Origin of the sequence: Serratia sp. SA088, assembly GCF_049065515.1 — a bacterium.
GTDB lineage: Bacteria > Pseudomonadota > Gammaproteobacteria > Enterobacterales > Enterobacteriaceae > Serratia > Serratia nematodiphila.
The window spans coordinates 506,302-525,120 of the sequence record NZ_JBAKGW010000002.1 but is presented as its reverse complement, the minus strand read 5'-3'; the positions used below and the strand labels follow the sequence as shown (position 1 = coordinate 525,120).

Genomic DNA, 18,819 nt, shown 5'->3' with positions numbered 1-18,819 from the left:
TTTAGCGGTGAGATTTGATGGCAATGCTGTTTCCAGCATAAGGTTGTAACGATGGACGCGATTAAAAGCATCTTGGTTAAAGAGATTGAACAGATCAATCGGCGCGAAGGGCGGGACGGCAAGCCGCGCTTCAACAGCGAATTCGCCCGCACTCACCGCTATCTGTGCCTTGCCATGTTCGCCGGTTATTTCGCGGTGATCGCCGTGATGTATCAGGTGCCGTACATGGGGATGTATGCCTTCCTGGGCTTCACCGCCTTCGTGCTGTTCATGTTCGCCATGCTGCTGATCGAGATCCGGCCGGTGTACCGCTTCGAGGACATCGGGGTGCTGGATCTGCGAGTTTGCTACAACGGCGAGTGGTACTTCACCCGCGCGCTGTCGCCTTATGCGGTGCAGCAACTGCTGGATGAGCCATCTATCGGCGCCGCGCTGAAACAGAAGATGCGGGTTATCATCGGTAACAAGGGCGAAATCGACTTCTACGACGTGTACGACATGGCCTACGGAAAAAAGCCGCAGGATGAGCCGTCTCAGTTGGCGGCGGCGAACTGAAAGGTTTCCGGCCGGCGGCTTGTCGATTATACTCAGCGTTTGAACGCGAAGCAGAATGAGGATCAAGCGATGAGTGATGATATTTTCGATTTTGATATCGATGCCGAACTGGCGAAAGCCGAAGAAAAAGCGGCGCAGAAGGTAAAAGAGGTCCCCGAGTTCCTCGAAGACGAAGCGGACTGCGAAGGTTGCAAGATCTGATTGCCTGCCCCATAAAAAAAACCGCCGCGGCGGTTTTTTTTATGTCTGAGCGTCGCGCGGCGTCAATCCAGCACGAATCCCCAGATCAGGAACGCCGCCACCAGAATCAGGCAAAGCGCGGACACCGTCACCAGTATTTTCCCCAGAATGTCTTTTTCTTGTTCCTGCTGCGTCACGTTGAAATTATCCAATTAAAAGTCTATGGACCAAACCGGCGATGCCGAGATCGAGCGCCGCTACGCCCAGCGCCATGATCACTATCACCGAAAGAAATCGAGTCTTGCCGTTCACTTCCCTAATCCCTATCGGCGCCGTTATATCAAAGGGATATAATTTGGCGGCGCCGTACTGCATACATCGTGATAGAGATTAAGAGCGTTCTTAAGGCCAGAAGTTCCCTCATCTGATAGGCCGGCGCCTGAGCGGCAGCGTTAGTCGGTCACGATCCGCACGCCTATCTTGCTGACTTGATTGCCGTCCATTTCGGCGATGGTCCAGGTCAGACCGTCCCATTCCACCTGGTCGCCGATCACCGGTTCACCGCCGATCAGCTGAATGACGAACTGCCCCAGCGTCTGCTGCTCGTCGACGTCGTCTTGCAGATTGAGACCATAAACCTGCGAGATGTCGCTTAAACGGGCGTCGGATTGCAGGATAAAGTCGCCGAAGAAGCGTTCGTCGAGCGTCACGGCCGGCGCCTGGCTGAACAGCTTGCCGAGGATCGGCAGATCGTGCTCATGGCCGATGACGCACAGAATATCGTTCTCCCGCAGCCGGGTACTGCCGCTAGGATGGAGCAGCTCTTTGCCACGGAACAGGGCGGCGATGCGGGTATTGGGCGGCATTTTCAGCTCACGCAGCGCCGCGCCGACGCACCAGTTTTCCGCCGAAAGCTGATACACGAACTGTTCCCACTGGTTCTCCGGGTGCACGTCCAGCCCAACGCGGGAGATCGGCGTCAGCGCCGGCGGCACGATCACCTTGGCTTTTTTGGCGGCGAATGACAGTGTGGTGCCCTGCAGCAGCAGGGAGACCAGCACCACGAAGAACGCCACGTTGAAGAACAGCTGGGCGTTGGGCAGCCCGGCCATCATCGGGAACACCGCCAGGATCACCGGCACCGCGCCGCGCAGGCCGACCCAGGAAATAAAGCCGCGCTCGCGCAGGGTAAAGCTGCGGAACGGCAGCAGGCCGATAAACACCGACAGCGGGCGGGCGAACAGGATCATCCACAGCGACAGCAGCAGGGCAGGGATGGCGATCGGCAGCAGCTCGTGCGGGTTAAGCAGCAGCCCGAGCACCAGGAACATGCCGATCTGGCTGAGCCAGGCGAGGCCATCGAAGGTTTGTACGATGCCGTGACGGTTGCGGATCGGCCGGTTGCCCAGCAGCAGGCCGCACAGATACACCGCCAGAATGCCGCTGCCGTCCAGCGCGGTGGTCAGCGCGAAAATAAGAATACCGCCGCTTACCGCCAGCAGCGGATAGAGGCCGTCCGCCAGTTTGATGTGGTTGATCAGCGTCAGGAGCAGCCAGCCGCCGCCCAGACCGAAGACGATGCCCATGCCGAACTGCTGCATCAGATGCAGCGGGAAGGTCCAGCTCAGTGCGGTTTCCCCGGCGGCGATCATCGCAATCAGCGTGATAGTGAGAAACACCGCCATCGGATCGTTGCTGCCGGATTCGATCTCCAGCGTGGCGCTGACGCGTTCGTTCAAACCTTTGCCCCCCAAAAGAGAGAAGACCGCGGCGGCGTCTGTGGAACCGATGATGGCGCCGATCAGCAGCCCCTGCAGCAGATCGAGATTGAACAGCCAGGCGGCGGCCATGCCGGTCAGGCCGGCGGTGATCACTACGCCGACGGTGGCGAGAGAGAGTGCCGGCCACAGGGCGACGCGGAAAGAGCTGACCCGGGTACGCATGCCGCCGTCGAGCAGGATCACCGCCAACGCGAGGTTGCTGACCAGATAAGCGACCGGGTAATTGCTGAAGACGATGCCGCCGGGGCCATCGACGCCGGCCAGCATGCCGATCGCCAGGAAGATCACCAGGATCGGAATGCCGAGCCGGGAAGAAAATGAGCTGAGCAGAATGCTTGCCCCCACCAGCACGGCACCGATGACGAACAAACTGTTAATGGTGCTGGCATCCAAAATATTGCTCTCCTGAGGCTGGGAATAGGGGGCACTGCGCGTGTGCCGATGATAACGTGTTTAGTGGGTAAAACGCCAAGGCTGATTGTGAAAACAATTGATCAATTATTGCCCGTTGGTACGTTTGAACTAAGAAAGTGAGGGGAAGAGGGGAAATTCTGCCTTTTATCCAACATTATCAGGCTGCTGTATTTCGGTTTTGGCAACAATGCCGGGTTTGCACAGTGGGAAAAACCATTAAGCCCGCGCAGGCAGGCTTAATGGTTTGCAGGCGCGGCAGGATTAATGATCGAGCGATTCCAGCGCCCGTTTGATCAGCTCGGTGGCCAGCTTGCTTTCCGCTTCAGAAATGCCGTCGAGATTGAAGTTGGAAAGCTCAGCGACCAAAACGCTGCGTTCTTTGCCGCTGATCGAAGCGTCCAGCGCGGACAGCAACCTGCCGAGGATCTTCAGCAGGGTGGCGTTTTCCGCTATGGCTTCTTGAGCCGGGATGTTCTTATCGGTCATTCAAAATCCTCTCTGTCGTGACGGAAGGGAGATGCAGCTAACGCCATCGAATAAATTAAACGATCGCGCAGCCCTTCGGGGGTGCTGAGCCCAATCACTACCGTAAGGCAGGGATCCGGATTTCTACTTATGCATTGCAGTTATAACGGCTAGGTTATCTATGCAGCCGTATCACTTTGCCCGAACGGGCGACGTCAGGCTGAGCAATGCGTGCTCTGCATGCAAACGACCAGTATAGGCTTTTTACGCGGCGGCAATATGACAGAATCCCCCTGCAAACGGTCGGGTTTACAGGGGCAAGGTTATTGCGGTTTGCCGGAGAACAGGAAGCGCAGCGCCGGAATGCGCTTGTGCAGTTCATATAGCGCGAAGGCCAGGGAGAACACAAACAGCAGGCCCAGCAAGAATCCCAACAGGTTGTTGCCGATATACGGCGTCACGAAAGCGCCATATATCAGGGTTAACGGATGGTGCACCAGATATATAAACAGCGAGGCGTTGACCAGATAGGTGATGCGTGGCGAGTGATAATTCAGCAGGTTATGCCCGAAAGAGAACACGACGTTGGTCATCAGGATCCCCATTAGGGTTTTGATCACCACTTCCAGCTCGAACATATAGCTGCTGTGCGCCAACAGCTTTTGGTTCAGCATATATGCGATAAACAGCAGCAGCGAACCTAGCAGCGCCAGCGGCGAGCGGCGCAGAAAAATCTCCTTAAGCCACACATACTTAAACGCATAGGCGCCGAGGAGGAAGAACGGCAGGTAGAACATCGTCTCCATCACCACGAAATTGAACAGGCCGTTGGATAATAGCTGCGGGGCGAAAATTAAAATAATGCGGTGCGCGGCCGAGTAGCATACCGCATAAATAAAGAAATACAGTGAGATGTTTCCTAATCCACGCATTCTGTTTATTAGCGTTGGAATATGTTCACGGGTTTGACGCTTGATTTTACGGAACAGATAAAAACAGGCGCAGGTTAACAATGACAGCGTCAATAAGAACCACAGATGAGAAACCAATTCCCAAACTGTTACATTTATTTTCTGATAGAGAGAAAATTCATCCCAGCCGTTTAATTTGTCGGTGAAATATTTCAGCATGAAAAACTGCGGCACCGTGATCAGCGGGATGGAGCTCAACAGCGGGATCGCCACCCGCTCCAGCCTGACCTTCAGCCACTGGTGGCGCTCGTAGCGCTCGTAAAGCATGTAGGAGAAGTAGCCGGATATCACGAAGAACACCTGCATGCGGAAGGCGTGGATGAAGTCGTTCAGCACCGTGAGCGAGAAGGAGGGCGAAGCGCTGTTCACCGCCCAGGCGTGGCTGGAATAAATCAGGGAGAGGTGAAACGGAATGCCGAGCAACATCAAATAGGCTCTGATGGAGTCGAGGAAAAACTCGCGCTGTTTGCTGCCTTTAGTCATAGATTACCGCTGGTGATTTAATCGAGAGTTCATTAACACGCTTAATAAGTCGTCAAACGTTAAATTGTTATCCGGAACCCTACTATAGCCCCCCGCATTTTTCCATAGCGTCTTGTTGCGCGGCTTGCTACGCTGGTGTTCCATCAGCTGCTTAAACAATGAGCCGTAAACATGAACCATCCATTTATCATGTTGTCGGAAAGCTGAGTAATCCATTAATATGGATTTAAATGCTTTGAGCACACGAATAGGGGGGGATGTGCTAGTTAATATATTATCCGGACAACCACGCGCCGCGAGCGTTCGTTGGTTAGGTGCGACCGTATTGTTCACGCTGTTCAGTTCGCCGGCTTGGGCCTTTTCTATTGATGATGTCGCCAAGCAGGCGCAGGATCTGGCGGCGAAAGGTTTCGAAGCCCCGAAGAGCAACCTTCCTTCTCAGTTCCGCGAGATGAAGTTCGCAGACTATCAGCAAATTCAGTTCAATCACGATAAAGCCTATTGGAGCAAGCTGAAAACCCCTTTCAAGCTTGAGTTTTATCATCAGGGGATGTACTTCGATACGCCGGTGAAAATCAACGAAGTCACCTCCACCAGCGTAAAACAGATCAAGTACAGCCCGGATTACTTCAACTTCGGTTCGGTCAAACACGACCCTGAATCGGTGAAAAACCTCGGCTTTGCCGGTTTTAAGGTGCTTTATCCGATCAACAGCGCCGACAAAAACGATGAGATCATGAGCCTGCTGGGCGCGAGCTATTTCCGCGTGGTGGGTAAAGGACAGGTTTACGGGCTTTCCGCTCGCGGCCTGGCTATCGACACCGCTTTGCCGTCCGGCGAAGAGTTCCCGCGTTTCCGCGAATTCTGGGTTGAGCGTCCGAAGCAGGGCGACAAGCACCTGGTGATCTATGCGTTGCTGGATTCCCCGCGCGCCACCGGCGCTTACCGTTTCACGGTGATCCCGGGCCGCGACACCACCGTGGACGTCGAGTCTAAAGTGTTCCTGCGCGACAAGGTGGGTAAACTGGGCCTGGCGCCGCTGACCAGCATGTACCTGTTCGGGCCGAACCAGCCGTCGCCGACGCTGAACTACCGCCCGGCGTTGCACGATTCCAACGGTCTGTCTATCCACGCCGGCAACGGCGAGTGGATCTGGCGTCCGCTGAACAATCCTAAACACCTGTCCGTCAGCACCTATACCGTCGAGAATCCGAAAGGCTTCGGTCTGCTGCAGCGCGGCCGCAACTTCAAGGATTACGAAGATCTGGACGATCGCTACGATCTGCGCCCGAGCGCCTGGATCGAACCGAAGGGCGACTGGGGCAAAGGCAAGGTCGAACTGGTGGAGATCCCGACGGCGGATGAAACCAACGACAACATCGTCGCGTTCTGGACGCCGGATACCTTGCCGGAAGCCAAAAAGCCGCTGACGCTGAGCTACCGTTTGAACTTCACCCGCGATGAAGACAAACTGCATTCGCAAGATATCGCCTATGTGGCCCGTACCATGCGTTCGACCGGCGACGTGAAGCAGTCCAACCTGATCCGCGAGCCAGACGGCAGCGTGGCCTTCCTGGTTGACTTCGTTGGCCCGGTGCTGAAAGGGCTGGACGCCAATACCCCGGTCGCTTCTCAGATCAGCATCGGCGACAACGGTGAGATGGTAGAAAACAACGTCCGCTATAACCCAGTGACCAAAGGCTGGCGCCTGACGGTGCGTCTGAAAGTGAAAGACGACAAGAAGCCGGTAGAAATGCGTGCGGCGCTGGTCAATGGCGATAAGACTCTGTCGGAAACCTGGAGCTATCAGCTACCTGCCAATGAATAAGCCTACTCAACCCGCCCAGGATTATCTTGCGGCGCTGCCTCTGACCGCCGAGCGGTCGGAGGCGCTCAACCCTCAAACGGCGGATGGCGCTCAGGCACTGGAGGCGCTCCATCGGCAGATGGGCGCCGCCGACGCCAACGTTAATAGCCTGTCGGCGGATGACGTGGCGCTGGCCTCGGTCAAACCGCGTATCGAAAACGCCTGGCCGGATGCGGTCAGCGATGACGACTTTGATACCGACGCCGAAGGGCGCGCCATTCTGAAGGCGACGCCGCCGATCAAACGCACCACCATGTTCCCGGAAGCCTGGCGCACCAACCCGGTGGCGCGCTTCTGGGATTCTCTGCTGGGGCGGTCGCCGCACAATCGGCACGCCACCAAAGAGGAGGCCGAGGCCGAGAACCGCTGGCGTACCGTCGGCTCCATGCGCCGCTATGTGCTGCTGGTGCTGATGCTGGTGCAAACCGGCATCGCCACCTGGTACATGAAAACCATCTTGCCTTACCAGGGCTGGGCGCTGATCGATCCTATCGCCATGCTGGATCAGGATCTGATGCAGTCGGTGTTGCAACTGCTGCCGTATGTGCTGCAAACCGGCATTCTGATCCTGTTCGCCGTCCTGTTCTGCTGGGTCTCGGCCGGTTTCTGGACCGCGCTGATGGGCTTCCTGCAGCTGCTGATCGGCAAGGACAAATACAGCATTTCCTCCACCATCAAGGGCGATGAGCCGATTAACCCGGCGCACCGCACTGCGCTGATCATGCCGATCTGCAACGAAGACGTCGAACGCGTGTTCGCCGGCCTGCGTGCGACCTATGAGTCCGTCGCTGCGACCGGTCAGCTGAAACACTTCGATATCTACGTGCTGAGCGACAGCTACGATCCGGACATCTGCGTGGCCGAGCAAAAGGCGTGGATGGAGCTGTGCCGCGATGTCGATGGCCACGGCCGCATCTTCTATCGCCGCCGCCGCCGCCGCGTCAAACGCAAGAGTGGCAACATCGACGACTTCTGCCGCCGCTGGGGCGGTGAGTACAGCTACATGGTGATCCTGGATGCCGACAGCGTGATGAGCGGCGAATGCCTCACCGGGCTGGTGCGCCTGATGGAAGCCAACCCGAACGCCGGCATCATCCAGTCGGCGCCGAAGGCGTCCGGTATGGATACCCTGTATGCGCGCGTGCAGCAGTTCGCCACCCGCGTTTACGGGCCGTTGTTCACCGCCGGCCTGCATTTCTGGCAGTTGGGCGAGTCGCACTACTGGGGGCACAACGCCATCATCCGCGTGAAGCCGTTTATCGAGCACTGTGCGCTGGCGCCGCTGCCGGGCGAGGGCTCTTTCGCCGGGTCTATCCTGTCGCACGACTTCGTTGAAGCGGCGCTGATGCGCCGCGCTGGCTGGGGCGTGTGGATCGCTTACGATCTGCCGGGCAGTTATGAAGAGCTGCCGCCAAACCTGCTGGACGAGCTGAAGCGCGACCGTCGCTGGTGTCACGGCAACCTGATGAACTTCCGCCTGTTCCTGGTGAAAGGCATGCACCCGGTGCACCGCGCGGTGTTCCTTACCGGTGTCATGTCCTACCTGTCGGCGCCGCTGTGGTTTATGTTCCTGGCGCTTTCCACCGCATTGCAGGTGGTGCATACGCTGATGGAGCCGCAATACTTCCTGCAGCCACGGCAGCTGTTCCCGGTCTGGCCGCAGTGGCGGCCCGAGCTGGCGATAGCGCTGTTCTCCACCACGCTGGTGCTGCTGTTCCTGCCGAAGTTGCTCAGTATTGTGCTGATCTGGGCCAAGGGCGCGAAAGAATACGGCGGGGCGTTCCGTCTGTTCATTTCGATGCTGATGGAAATGCTGTTCTCGGTGCTGCTGGCGCCGGTGCGCATGCTGTTCCATACCGTGTTCGTGGTGAGCGCCTTCCTTGGTTGGGAAGTGGTGTGGAATTCGCCGCAGCGTGACGATGACGACACGCCGTGGGGCGAAGCGTTCCGCCGCCATGGCTCGCAGATGTTGCTGGGCCTGGTGTGGGCCGGCGGCATGGCGTGGCTGGATCTGCGCTTCCTGTGGTGGTTGGCGCCGATCGTGTTCTCGCTGATCCTGTCGCCGTTTGTGTCTGTGTTGTCGAGCCGCGCAACGCTGGGCATGAAAAGCAAACGCGCCAAGCTGTTCCTGATCCCGGAAGAGTACAATCCGCCGCGTGAGCTGTTGGCGACGGAAGAATATCTGCATCTCAACCGCAACCGCGCGCTGACCAACGGCTTTATGCATGCGGTGGTCAATCCATCCTTCAATGCGCTGGCGACGGCGTTGGCGACGGCGCGTCACCATCTGCGCGCGACGCTCGATCGCAATCGTGAGGAGCGGGTGAACGAAGCGCTGCAGTTGGGGCCTGAGAAGCTGGTGAAGGGCAAACGTCTGGAGCTGCTGAGCGATCCGGTCACGCTGGCTCGTTTGCATCAGCGCGTCTGGCTGTTGCCGGAAGGCGCCGCCTGGCGTGAGCATTATCAGCAGTTGCCGCACAACCCGCTGGCGCACCCTACGGGCCGGCGTTAATTGCTAATCGGCAACGCTCAGACGGGGAATGCGCATGGCGCATTCCCCGTTTTTTTTACCTTTCGCTTACGTGCGCCGGTGCCGGTGGAGAAAGAGAACTGTGATAGACTGCGGCCGATGCGTTGTTCACTCGCGAAACAACCCCTTGCTCAGAGTCAATGTCGTGAAGCTCTCTTCCTATCTTCGGCTGGCCTGCGTGGCGGCCGGTGTGATGGCACTCACCGGCTGCGGCAGCATTATCAGCCGCACCGTGCCCGGTGCGGGGCATGGCCACCAGTACTATCCCGGCGTGCAGTGGGATCTGCGTGACACGCCCTGGCGCTACGTCACGGTGATAGACGTCCCGCTGTCGATGGTGGTGGACACCTTTATGCTGCCGTTTGATGCGCAGCATGGCCCCTACGAGTAATTTCGTTTAGCGGGTGGCGAACACCACCAGCTGATAGCTTTGCTGCCCGCAATGGAAAGGCGCCAGCGCCGTCATCCCCAACCCTTGCACGTGAGCGGCCAACGAATGCGGATTGTCGTCGTCGATAAACAACGCGCCTACGTCATAGTCATGGCAGGTATGCGCTTTGACCGCGGCGTAGAGGCGCTTCAGCACGCCTTTGCCGCGCCAGGCGGCGGCGAGGCAGACCGGGCCGTAGAGAAACACCCGCTGCTCACTCAGCGGCCGTCCGGCGAAGGATTGCGTGGCGAGCGTCACCAGCATCGCCTCCACCACCGGCGGGCGCGGTTGCACGTCGGCGGGCATCAGGCAAACAAACCCCGCCAGTTGGTTCTCCTGTTCGGCCACCCATATGCCGATGCCGCGGTTGATCGCCGCCAGCTGCGCCTCATTCATGCGCGATACGATAAATCCCTGCCGTTTTTGGCGCTCGTCGAGCGCTTCCGGCACGTTTTCCCCCTGTAGCTGCAAAATGGCGGGGTAGTCGGTAGGGCGGGCCCGGCGAATAATCATGCGGCCTCCTTGGCGATGAAAGCGTGGTGCGGGTTAACGTTCATCCCACTCATCGGCTGCGGCCTGGCCTTCTTCGGTATCCAGCGGCGGTTCGAGCTGAAAGTCGCCTTCCTCCCATTCGTAAAGGGTGTTTTCATCTATCCACTCGGCGGTAATTTCCACCTCGTCGTAGTCACCGTCGAAGATCGCCTGCGCCGCCGCACCGCTGCGCAGCGTCAGACATTCTACCGCCTCGCCTTCTTCTTCGAAGAACTCCGCCTGCCACATCGTGTCGCCATCCTGCATCACGTACTTTTGCAGATTGAACTGCTGGGGCACCGGCGGTTCGTCACCGCTGCCGCCTTCGGCGGTGTCGATAAACTCTTCGCGTGCGGCCTCGATGGCTTCTTCCAGGGTTGCATACAGGCTCATGTTCGCCTCCGTTGACAATGAGAGTAAAGCGTCCGGCGCATTGCCGGTGCGGTGGGGGAAACGTCAAAACTAATTGTTGTCTCACTGGCGCAGGATGCAAATTTTTTTGTTGTCCGCTGTGCGACGATGGTTGTCCGCAAAGCGGGAGAAGAGGAGGCGATGGCGGGAAATAATGACGCGATCGTTCACTCTGGCGTCAGGAGAAGCCCATGTTAATCGACCCTTCAAGCAAATACCGACCTTTCCCGCCGGTGGCGTTGCCGGACCGCCAATGGCCTGCGCGTACGCTGCGGCAGGCACCGCGCTGGTGCTCCAGCGATCTGCGCGACGGCAACCAGGCGCTGGCGGAGCCGATGGATAACGCGCGCAAGCGCGAATTCTATCAATTGTTGTTGCAGTGTGGTTTCAAAGAGATCGAGGTGGCGTTCCCTTCGGCGTCGCAAACGGATTTCGACTTTGTACGCACGCTGATTGACGAGCGGCTGATCCCGGACGACGTCACGATCCAGGTGCTGACGCAGTCACGTGACGATCTGATCGATCGCACCTTCGAGGCGCTGCAGGGGGCGCCGCGGGCTATCGTGCATCTGTATAACGCCACGGCGCCGATGTTTCGCGACATCGTGTTCCGCCAGGATAAGGCGGCGACCGTGGCGCTGGCGGTGAACGGCGCGCGGCGCATTCGCCGGCAGTGCGAGGCGCAGCCCGATACCGCCTGGTGCTTCGAATATTCGCCGGAAACCTTCTGTTTTACTGAGTTAGAATTTGCGCTGGAGATCTGCGAAGCGGTGGCGGAGGTTTGGCAGCCGGGGCCGCAGCGGCCGATGATCATCAACCTGCCGGCGACGGTGGAAGTGAGCACGCCCAACGTGTATGCCGATCAGATCGAATGGTTCTGCCGTCACTTCAGCCGTCGCGCCGATGTGGCGATCAGCGTGCATCCGCATAACGATCGCGGCACCGGCGTGGCCTGTGCGGAGCTGGCCTTGCTGGCCGGCGCCGATCGGGTCGAAGGCTGCCTGTTCGGCAACGGAGAGCGCACCGGCAACGTCGATCTGGTCACGCTGGCGTTGAATCTCTATACCCAGGGCGTGGCGCCGGGTCTCGACTTCAGCCGCCTGAAGCAGGTGGTGGAGGTGGTGGAGCAGTGCAATCAGCTGCCGGTGCATCCTCGCCATCCTTATGCCGGCGAGTTGGTGTTTACCGCCTTCTCCGGTTCGCATCAGGATGCGATCAAGAAAGGTTTCGCCGCACAGCGGCAGCGGCAAGATGGCCGCTGGCAGGTGCCATACCTGCCGCTCGATCCCGCCGATGTCGGTTGCAGCTATGAGGCGGTGATCCGGGTCAACAGCCAGTCCGGCAAAAGCGGCGCCGCCTGGCTGTTGGAGCAGAATCATGGGCTGGCGTTGCCGCGTGGTTTGCAGATTGATTTCAGCCAGGTGGTGCAGCGCGCGACCGACGATAGCGGCAAAGAAATGAGCGGCGCGCAGCTGTGGCGCTTATTCCGCGATACTTACGGGCTGGTGGAGCAGCCGCGTTTGCAGCTGTTAAGCTACCAGACGGAAAGCCATGGCGCAGAGGCATACAGCTTCAACGCGCGAGTTGCCTGCGAGGGAGAGCCGCTGCGCCTGCAGGGGGCCGGCAACGGTCTGCTGTCCAGCGCGGTGGATGCGCTGCGTCAGCGCTTCGGCTTGCCGCTGGCGATCGAGGATTACCACGAGCATACGTTGGGGCATCAGAGCGATAGCCGAGCGGTGGCCTATATTCGCTGTACGCTGCCGCAAGGTGAGGCGACTTATGGCGTTGGCATCGACGTCGACTCCGCCAGCGCCTCGCTGCAGGCGCTGTTCAACGTCGCCGGGCGCTATCTGGCGCCAACGTCGGCGCAGTCCGGCTGAAATAGTCGCTGGGTGCTACTCCCAGCAGCCTGCGGAACATGGCGCTGAACGCGCTGGGGCTGTCATAGCCGAGATCCAGCGCCACTTCCAACACCGAGCGGCCGGTCGCCAGCGCGTTTAATGCCGCCAGCAAACGGGCGCGTCGCACCCAGTCGCTAAAATGTAGCCCGGTTTCTCGCAGGAAGCGTCGCGACAGGGTGCGTCCGCTGACGCTGAGATGAGCGGCAGCCTGTTCCAGCGTCCAGGGCTGCGCCAGCGTGGCCTGGATATGGCGGCACAGGGCGAGCAACGAGGCTTCGCGAGGTTCCGGCAGATGCAGCGGCAGGATCGGCAGCATTCGCAACTCATCCAGAATCAGTTCCATCACGCGCTCATCGCGCCCGCCGCTGGGGTAACCGGGCGCAATCTCCATCGCACAGATAATCAACTCGCGCAGCAGCGGGGAAACCTGCACTACCTGGCATTGGGCCGGCAGATCGGCGCGCGCCAACGGATCGACGAACAACGTCCTGGCCGCCACCTGGCCGGTGATACGCAGGCTGTGCACCACTTTCGCCGGCACCCAGACGCCGCGGCCGGGCGGCACCACCCAGCTGCCGAGCCGGGTCGTGACCTGCACCACGCCGCTCAGGCTGTGGATCAGCTGCGCGCAGTTATGGTAGTGGTCCGGCTCGCTGTCGCCGTGGCGATAATCCCTGGCTAATGGCTGGACAGGCCGATCGGGCGGCAGAACGTCGTGAAAAAACAGCATCGTAAGCAGGCTCCGCGCGGCAAAAGTGGGAGGACAGCATGCCATGCGTCGCTGTTTCACACCAGTCTGTGGCGCGGCACGGTAAAATGGTTTATAAAATTATATTATATGATTTTATAAATTGATGGAGAGGCAATGGATATTGATGCGATGCGCAAGGCGGCGGCGCAGGCCGGTGCGATGCTGCGTACCCTGGGCAACGAAGATCGGCTGCTGCTGCTGTGCCGGCTCAGTCAGGGCGAGATGGCGGTGAGCGAACTGGCGCAGGCGCTGGATATCCGCCAGCCGACGCTGTCCCAACAGCTTGGCGTGCTGCGCGAGGAGGGGTTGGTCTCCACCCGGCGAGCCGGCAAGCAGATTTACTATGCGGTGGCCGATGCCAAAGCGCTGGCGCTGCTCGCGACCCTGTATCAACTGTATTGCCCACAGCCGGAGAACCGCGATGACCATTGACTGGCAGCACTTCACGCCGTATTCCGCGTTGGCGGGCGGGGCCATTATCGGCGGCGCGGTAGCGCTGCTGCTGTTGTTCAACGGCCGGATCGCCGGTATCAGTGGCATTACCGGCGGTTTATTGAGCGCGGGCGGCCGGAAGCGGGGCTGGCGCGCCGCATTTATTGGCGGGTTGCTGCTCTCCCCCTGGCTATATGCTGCCGCTGCGACGTTGCCATCCGGTGAGATCTCGGTTGGCAACGGCTGGCTGGCGGCCGCAGGGCTGTTGGTGGGCTTGGGTACTCGATTGGGCAGCGGTTGCACCAGCGGGCACGGCGTGTGCGGCGTCGCGCGGTTGGCGCCGCGTTCACTGGCCGCCACGGCGTTGTTTATGCTGCTGGGCTTTATGACCGTGTGGCTGATGCGCCACACGTCGGGGGGGTGAAAATGCTTAAAACGCTGTTGGCGCTGCTGAGCGGCGTCATTTTCGGTCTGGGGTTAATTATTGCCGGCATGGCCAATCCGGCCAAGGTGTTGGCGTTTCTCGACGTTACCGGCCAGTGGGATCCCTCGTTGGCGCTGGTGATGGCTGGGGCGATCGCGGTGGCGGCGCCGGCCTTCCTGTGGGCGCGGCGACGCGAACGGAGCCTGTTGGGGGAAACGTTGCAGATCCCGGCCGCCGGGCGTGTGGATCGCCGTTTACTGGCGGGCAGCGCGCTGTTCGGCATCGGCTGGGGCATCGCGGGGATTTGCCCTGGCCCCGCCTGGGTGTTGGCCGGGGCGGAGATAAGTCGGGTATGGCCGTTCCTGTTGGCGATGCTGGCGGGTATGGCGCTGTATGAAATTATCATGAGGCGGAGGCGTGCATGTCGATAGCCAAAGCGGTGTTGCGCATCGCGCGCCCGACAGATCGGTTGCAAGAGATTGCCGCGCTGTATTGCCGTGGGCTGGGGTTCGAAAGGCTGGGCGAGTTTGTCGATCATCTGGGCTTTGACGGCATTATGATCGGGCATCCGCAGCATGCTTACCATCTGGAGTTTACGCAGCATCGTGGGGTGCAGGTTGGACAAGCGCCGACGCAGGATCACCTGCTGGTGTTTTATCTGCCGGATGAGAACGAATGGCGAGCCGCGTGTGAGCGGATGCGGGCGGCGGGGTTCTTGGCGGTCACCGCCTATAACCCCTATTGGGATCGGGCGGGGCAAACCTTTGAAGATCCTGATGGCTACCGGGTGGTATTGCAACACCAGGCCTGGCAGGCATAAAAAAACCGGCGCATCGAGCGCCGGTTTGCGAGATAAAACGGTTTATCCGTCAGGCGCTGGTCGCCGGCTTTTGTGCGCTCTTGGACTGGGTATTTTCCAGCATGCGGCGAATCGGCACGATCAGCACGATAAGCACGGCGGCGCAGATCAGCAACGCGACTGAGCAGCGGGCGAACAGATCCGGCAGCATATCCAGTTGGTCGGCCTTGACGTGACCGCCGATCAGACCGGCCGCCAGGTTGCCCAGCGCACTGGCGCAGAACCACAGCCCCATCATCTGACCGCGCATTCTCTCCGGCGCCAGCAGCGTCATGGTGGCCAGCCCGATCGGGCTCAGGCACAGCTCACCCAGCGTCAGCATCAGGATACTGCCCACCAGCCACATCGGCGATACGCCGGCGCCGCCGTTGCTCAGCACATTCTGCGCGGCCAACATCATCAGGCCGAAACCGCCGGCGGCGCACAGGATGCCGATCACGAACTTGGTGATGCTGCTCGGACGCACGTTATTGCGTGCCAGCGCAGGCCAGGCCCAGCTGAACACCGGCGCCAGCAGGATGATGAACAGGGCGTTGATCGACTGGAACCACACCGCCGGGATCTCGAAGCCGCCAATCATGCGATTGGTGTAATCGTTGGCGAACAGGTTGAACGAGGTCGGTTTTTGCTCAAACGCCGACCAGAAGAACGCAGCGGAGATCAGCAGGATGAAGCACACCAGCAGGCGTGCGCGCTCTTTGCGGCTCAGGCCGGCAAAGGCGAACAGATAGATGAAGTACAGGGTGACCGACGCAGCGATCACGTACACCAGCACGCTGGCCACTTCGACCGGATTGATGACGATGGTGCCCTGAGCGATCAGCACGATGACGGCCACCAGGATGACCGCCAGCGCCAGCAACCAGGCGCCGACGCCTTTTTTCTTCGCTACCGGGCTGTTCCAGGTGGAGTCCAGGCCCACTTCGCGGTCATAGCGTTTCATCGCCGGGACGGCGAACACCCGGAAGATCACCAGCGCCACCAGCATCCCGATACCGCCGATGCCGAAGCCCCAGTGCCAACCGTGTGACTTGATCAGCCAACCGGAGATCAGCGGAGCGATGAACGAGCCGATGTTGATGCCCATGTAGAACAGCGAGAAACCGCCATCGCGGCGCGCATCGCCTTTCTTGTACAGCGTGCCGACCATCACCGAGATACAGGTCTTGAACAGGCCGGAACCGAGCACGATGAACATCAGGCCGATGAAGAACAGGTTGGTGCCCATCACCGCGGACAGGGCGATCGACAGGTGGCCGAGCGCGATCAGGATCGAACCGTACCAGACGGCCTTGCGTTGGCCGAGCCAGTTGTCCGCCAGCCAGCCGCCCGGCAGTGCCGCCAGGTACATGCTGCCGGCGAAGATGCCGACGATCGCCGAGGCGTTCTCGCGCGCGAGACCCAGACCGCCGTCGTACACGGTGGCGGCCATAAACAGGATCAGCAGCGGACGGATGCCGTAGAACGAGAAACGCTCCCACATTTCGGTGAAGAACAGAGAACCCAGCGGATAGGGATGGCCGAAGAAGGTCCGGCTTTCTGACTTATTGACAGAGGATTGCATAACGATTTCCCAATAAAAGGCGCTGCAAGGCTGCAGCCCGTACTGTGGTATGTATGTGTATTTAATAAAGGCGATCCGCCCAATGCGGATTACCCGACAAACACCGTGGCTGCAACGCTGATAAACCGTGGAAAGCGTGCTGACCTTTTCTTCACTTGGCCGATGCTTCACATCTGGCGTGATATTATTTAACCATTTGATAACTGGTCGTTGGTTTTGTCTAGTACCTGTATCCCATTTTTTAGACGAAAAGTCGACAAGCATCTCCTTTTCTGGTTTTTATGTTGGTTGTGACAGGAATATGATTGACAGCGGGTTTTATGTGCTGAAAGTTATTTTTTTGTTGATAAACAAAACGTTGAGATAAAAAAGTTCTGGGTGGGACGAAAATTCGCCGGCCCGAAGGAGGCATTATTAAAAGTGGGGGAAATGCGCCGTTGATCCGGCAAACGGAGGAAGCTGGCGATAAATGCAGCTATTGTTCTTCCTGCAGCGTGTCTTCCCGCAAATAGCCCGGCCGCCGCCGCAGGCACCACCAGGAATAACCGGCGTTGAACAGCACCACTAAAGCGGTGACGGCGAAGACCGCGCGAAAACCGTAGCCGGCGGAGACCGCAGCGCCGAGCAGCGGACCGCTGACGTTGCCGACGTCGCGGAACGACTGGTTGTAGCTGAAGATTCGGCCGGCTACCTGATTGGTGCAGTTGTAAATCAACAGCGTCTGTACCGCCGGCAGCAGCGCGCCGTCGGCCGCCCCCAGCAGAAAACGCAGCACCCCAAGCTGCCACGGCGTTTGCACGAACGCCATCGGGATCAGCAGCAGCACCGAGACGATCAGCATAAACACCAGAATGCGCTCCGGGCCGATGCGATCGCCCAGCTTGCCCAACCGTGGGGCGCTCATCAAGGCCGCGACGCCGGGCACCGAGGCAATCAGCCCGCTGATAAACGCCAGGTTATGGGTGGCGCCGGCCAGATCGCGCACATACAGCGTCAGGATCGGCGCGATCGAGCCGGTGGCGATCTGGATGATCATGGTGGTCACGAACAGGCTGAGCACCAGCTTCGGGTTCTTCAGCGAGGCGAACACCTGTTTTGCGTGCAACATGTCGCGCTTTTGCACCGGGGTGAATTGCTCTTTGACATACAGCAGCGTCAGCACGAAGCAGACGAACAGCACCGCGGCGGTGATATAAAACACCGGGCGCAGCCCGTACAGATCGGCCAACAGGCCACCGATCAGCGGGCCGACCAGCGCGCCGCCGACGCCGCCGGTAGACAGGGTGCCGAGCGCCCAGCCGCTGCGGTTGCGCGGCACCTGGGTGGCGATCAGCGCGTTGGCGTTGGGGATGAACCCGCCGAGCAGCCCCAACACCGCGCGCAGCGCGAGAAATTGCCAGACCGTTTGCGCCATGCCCATCAGCACCATGACGATCGCCATGCCCAGGGCGGAGCGCAGCAGCATCAGTTTACGGCCGCGTCGGTCGGCCAGGGCGCCCCAAAACGGCGCGGCGATAGCGGAAAACAGGAAGGTGATGCTGAACAGCAGGCCGGACCACATGTTGAGCGCCTGATGGCCGGTTACGCCCAGCGTCTCTACGTACAGCGGAAGAAACGGCATCACCAGGCTGAAGGCGGCGCCGGTGAGAAAACACCCGACCCAGGCGACGAAAAGGTTGCGTTTCCAGTTAACGGGTTCTGCTGCCGAAGCCATAAATGTCCACTGTCGAAGGGTGACGCGCTTTGCCGGCGGCATGATGAAGGGGCAAAACGTGAAAGTTAGCCTGATAAGTATGCGCCGCCTGCGTGGCAACGGCAAACCAGAGGACGGAAATAGGGTGAAAAATGAAATAAAGTTTTAAAAATGGCGTTTAAACCTTATTCCGCGCTTAGCGCGCGGAATTTACAGCGTTTTATAAGCCGGCCAGCGCCTCGAAACCGGCGGCGGTGGTGGTCGCGCTAAAGTCGATGACCTCGTAGTGGGCCACGGCGTTGAACGGATCTTCGGCCAGGATGGCGTCCAGCTGCGCACGCTCAATGCCCTTGGCCAGGATCACGCCGCCGGTGCGGGGATTCTTGCGGCCGGAAGCGACGAAGGTGCCGTCCTGAAAATATGTCTTAAGCCAGGCGATGTGCCCGTCAAGGTGGCTGTCGACGTCGGCGATCGGGCGATGGTAGGTCAGGCTGACAATGTACATAGCGGCTCCTGGGGTGTCGGCAAAGGCATTACCATCCCACCCTCGCCGGCGATTCTCAAGAGGCACGCAATA

Annotated in this window: 20 protein-coding genes; 10 read left to right on the top strand and 10 right to left on the bottom strand. The window is 59.5% G+C overall.

Translation table 11 applies throughout. The features are described 5' to 3' along the window. Positions 1-51: 51 nt before the first annotated feature. The gene (locus tag ACOWVD_RS07610) at positions 52-555 is read left to right on the top strand and encodes a YlaC family protein (protein WP_047026308.1); all 504 of its coding nucleotides are present in this window, start codon (positions 52-54) and stop codon (positions 553-555) included. A 69-nt stretch (positions 556-624) separates the two neighbouring features. Next, the gene (locus ACOWVD_RS07605; protein WP_015377413.1) at positions 625-756 is read left to right on the top strand and encodes a hypothetical protein; all 132 of its coding nucleotides are present in this window, start codon (positions 625-627) and stop codon (positions 754-756) included. 62 nt (positions 757-818) lie between these two features. Here ACOWVD_RS07605 and ACOWVD_RS07600 read toward each other — a convergent pair whose 3' ends face one another. The 4 genes from ACOWVD_RS07600 to mdoC form a co-directional block, all read right to left on the bottom strand. Next, a complete protein-coding gene (locus tag ACOWVD_RS07600) occupies positions 819-947 on the bottom strand; it encodes a hypothetical protein (RefSeq protein ID WP_016928228.1) in 129 nt (42 codons plus the stop codon). A 240-nt stretch (positions 948-1,187) separates the two neighbouring features. Next, a complete protein-coding gene (locus ACOWVD_RS07595; RefSeq protein WP_015377414.1) occupies positions 1,188-2,909 on the bottom strand; it encodes a potassium/proton antiporter in 1,722 nt (573 codons plus the stop codon). Between the two features lie 282 nt (positions 2,910-3,191). Beyond that, the gene (locus ACOWVD_RS07590) at positions 3,192-3,416 is read right to left on the bottom strand and encodes a hypothetical protein (RefSeq protein ID WP_049241777.1); all 225 of its coding nucleotides are present in this window, start codon (positions 3,414-3,416) and stop codon (positions 3,192-3,194) included. 302 nt (positions 3,417-3,718) lie between these two features. Then, complete coding sequence (gene mdoC / locus ACOWVD_RS07585) at positions 3,719-4,849, bottom strand: glucans biosynthesis protein MdoC (RefSeq protein ID WP_033633375.1); 1,131 nt, start codon at positions 4,847-4,849, stop codon at positions 3,719-3,721. A gap of 259 nt (positions 4,850-5,108) precedes the next feature. On the opposite strand from mdoC, the gene mdoG reads away from it, so the two are divergent. The 3 genes from mdoG (at position 5,109) to ACOWVD_RS07570 (ending at position 9,637) form a co-directional block, all read left to right on the top strand. Then, positions 5,109-6,677 carry a glucans biosynthesis protein MdoG gene (gene mdoG, locus ACOWVD_RS07580; protein WP_004927882.1) on the top strand — a complete coding sequence of 523 codons (1,569 nt, stop codon included), beginning with the start codon at positions 5,109-5,111 and terminating at the stop codon, positions 6,675-6,677. Continuing rightward, positions 6,670-9,228, top strand: coding sequence for a glucans biosynthesis glucosyltransferase MdoH (gene mdoH / locus ACOWVD_RS07575; RefSeq protein WP_164095231.1), 2,559 nt, complete (start codon positions 6,670-6,672; stop codon positions 9,226-9,228). The genes mdoG and mdoH overlap by 8 nt, the downstream gene beginning before the upstream one ends. A gap of 163 nt (positions 9,229-9,391) precedes the next feature. Beyond that, positions 9,392-9,637 (top strand): YceK/YidQ family lipoprotein, encoded by a 246-nt coding sequence (locus tag ACOWVD_RS07570; protein ID WP_015377417.1) that lies wholly within the window; start codon positions 9,392-9,394, stop codon positions 9,635-9,637. 6 nt (positions 9,638-9,643) lie between these two features. Here ACOWVD_RS07570 and ACOWVD_RS07565 read toward each other — a convergent pair whose 3' ends face one another. Both ACOWVD_RS07565 and ACOWVD_RS07560 read right to left on the bottom strand, forming a co-directional pair. After that, positions 9,644-10,189, bottom strand: a complete 546-nt coding sequence (locus tag ACOWVD_RS07565; RefSeq protein WP_049241772.1) for a GNAT family N-acetyltransferase — start codon at positions 10,187-10,189, stop codon at positions 9,644-9,646. A gap of 33 nt (positions 10,190-10,222) precedes the next feature. Then, complete coding sequence (locus ACOWVD_RS07560; protein WP_004927872.1) at positions 10,223-10,600, bottom strand: MysB family protein; 378 nt, start codon at positions 10,598-10,600, stop codon at positions 10,223-10,225. Positions 10,601-10,809: 209 nt separating this feature from the next. Between ACOWVD_RS07560 and leuA the strand changes: the two genes are divergently transcribed. Next, complete coding sequence (leuA, locus tag ACOWVD_RS07555; RefSeq protein ID WP_049241770.1) at positions 10,810-12,498, top strand: 2-isopropylmalate synthase; 1,689 nt, start codon at positions 10,810-10,812, stop codon at positions 12,496-12,498. On the opposite strand, the gene ACOWVD_RS07550 is transcribed toward leuA, so the two are convergent. Then, positions 12,449-13,249: an AraC family transcriptional regulator gene (locus ACOWVD_RS07550; protein ID WP_015377421.1), complete on the bottom strand. Its 801-nt coding sequence runs from the start codon at positions 13,247-13,249 to the stop codon at positions 12,449-12,451. The two genes, leuA and ACOWVD_RS07550, sit on opposite strands and share 50 nt — an antisense overlap. Positions 13,250-13,384: 135 nt before the next feature. Here ACOWVD_RS07550 and ACOWVD_RS07545 point away from each other — a divergent pair, with 135 nt between their 5' ends. From ACOWVD_RS07545 to ACOWVD_RS07530, 4 genes are read left to right on the top strand one after another with little or no spacing between them, the layout of a single operon-like run. Further along, the gene (locus tag ACOWVD_RS07545; protein WP_004927863.1) at positions 13,385-13,702 is read left to right on the top strand and encodes an ArsR/SmtB family transcription factor; all 318 of its coding nucleotides are present in this window, start codon (positions 13,385-13,387) and stop codon (positions 13,700-13,702) included. Next, complete coding sequence (locus tag ACOWVD_RS07540) at positions 13,692-14,126, top strand: YeeE/YedE family protein (protein ID WP_197763598.1); 435 nt, start codon at positions 13,692-13,694, stop codon at positions 14,124-14,126. Before ACOWVD_RS07545 ends, ACOWVD_RS07540 begins: the two co-directional genes overlap by 11 nt. A gap of 2 nt (positions 14,127-14,128) precedes the next feature. Next, positions 14,129-14,557 carry a YeeE/YedE family protein gene (locus ACOWVD_RS07535; protein WP_164095229.1) on the top strand — a complete coding sequence of 143 codons (429 nt, stop codon included), beginning with the start codon at positions 14,129-14,131 and terminating at the stop codon, positions 14,555-14,557. Further along, positions 14,548-14,946 carry a VOC family protein gene (locus tag ACOWVD_RS07530; protein ID WP_421105564.1) on the top strand — a complete coding sequence of 133 codons (399 nt, stop codon included), beginning with the start codon at positions 14,548-14,550 and terminating at the stop codon, positions 14,944-14,946. Before ACOWVD_RS07535 ends, ACOWVD_RS07530 begins: the two co-directional genes overlap by 10 nt. Positions 14,947-14,995: 49 nt before the next feature. Here ACOWVD_RS07530 and ACOWVD_RS07525 read toward each other — a convergent pair whose 3' ends face one another. The 3 genes from ACOWVD_RS07525 to ACOWVD_RS07515 all read right to left on the bottom strand — a co-directional run bounded on the left by ACOWVD_RS07525 (position 14,996) and on the right by ACOWVD_RS07515 (position 18,747). Next, the gene (locus ACOWVD_RS07525) at positions 14,996-16,549 is read right to left on the bottom strand and encodes a peptide MFS transporter (RefSeq protein ID WP_033633366.1); all 1,554 of its coding nucleotides are present in this window, start codon (positions 16,547-16,549) and stop codon (positions 14,996-14,998) included. 475 nt (positions 16,550-17,024) lie between these two features. Beyond that, positions 17,025-18,263, bottom strand: a complete 1,239-nt coding sequence (mdtG, locus tag ACOWVD_RS07520; RefSeq protein WP_004927846.1) for a multidrug efflux MFS transporter MdtG — start codon at positions 18,261-18,263, stop codon at positions 17,025-17,027. A 199-nt stretch (positions 18,264-18,462) separates the two neighbouring features. Beyond that, positions 18,463-18,747, bottom strand: a complete 285-nt coding sequence (locus ACOWVD_RS07515) for a YciI family protein (RefSeq protein ID WP_049241761.1) — start codon at positions 18,745-18,747, stop codon at positions 18,463-18,465. Positions 18,748-18,819: the final 72 nt, after the last annotated feature.

Bases quoted from the DNA above. Each gene is read 5' to 3' on its own strand.
- ACOWVD_RS07540 (WP_197763598.1), top strand. From the start codon at position 13,692: ATGACCATTGACTGGCAGCACTTCACGCCGTATTCCGCGTTGGCGGGC.
- ACOWVD_RS07590 (WP_049241777.1), bottom strand. From the start codon at position 3,416: ATGACCGATAAGAACATCCCGGCTCAAGAAGCCATAGCGGAAAACGCC.
- ACOWVD_RS07530 (WP_421105564.1), top strand. From the start codon at position 14,548: ATGTCGATAGCCAAAGCGGTGTTGCGCATCGCGCGCCCGACAGATCGG.
- mdoC (WP_033633375.1), bottom strand. From the start codon at position 4,849: ATGACTAAAGGCAGCAAACAGCGCGAGTTTTTCCTCGACTCCATCAGA.
- ACOWVD_RS07515 (WP_049241761.1), bottom strand. From the start codon at position 18,747: ATGTACATTGTCAGCCTGACCTACCATCGCCCGATCGCCGACGTCGAC.
- ACOWVD_RS07605 (WP_015377413.1), top strand. From the start codon at position 625: ATGAGTGATGATATTTTCGATTTTGATATCGATGCCGAACTGGCGAAA.
- ACOWVD_RS07545 (WP_004927863.1), top strand. From the start codon at position 13,385: ATGGATATTGATGCGATGCGCAAGGCGGCGGCGCAGGCCGGTGCGATG.
- ACOWVD_RS07565 (WP_049241772.1), bottom strand. From the start codon at position 10,189: ATGATTATTCGCCGGGCCCGCCCTACCGACTACCCCGCCATTTTGCAG.
- leuA (WP_049241770.1), top strand. From the start codon at position 10,810: ATGTTAATCGACCCTTCAAGCAAATACCGACCTTTCCCGCCGGTGGCG.
- ACOWVD_RS07550 (WP_015377421.1), bottom strand. From the start codon at position 13,249: ATGCTGTTTTTTCACGACGTTCTGCCGCCCGATCGGCCTGTCCAGCCA.
- ACOWVD_RS07610 (WP_047026308.1), top strand. From the start codon at position 52: ATGGACGCGATTAAAAGCATCTTGGTTAAAGAGATTGAACAGATCAAT.
- mdtG (WP_004927846.1), bottom strand. From the start codon at position 18,263: ATGGCTTCGGCAGCAGAACCCGTTAACTGGAAACGCAACCTTTTCGTC.
- ACOWVD_RS07535 (WP_164095229.1), top strand. From the start codon at position 14,129: ATGCTTAAAACGCTGTTGGCGCTGCTGAGCGGCGTCATTTTCGGTCTG.
- ACOWVD_RS07525 (WP_033633366.1), bottom strand. From the start codon at position 16,549: ATGCAATCCTCTGTCAATAAGTCAGAAAGCCGGACCTTCTTCGGCCAT.
- mdoH (WP_164095231.1), top strand. From the start codon at position 6,670: ATGAATAAGCCTACTCAACCCGCCCAGGATTATCTTGCGGCGCTGCCT.
- ACOWVD_RS07560 (WP_004927872.1), bottom strand. From the start codon at position 10,600: ATGAGCCTGTATGCAACCCTGGAAGAAGCCATCGAGGCCGCACGCGAA.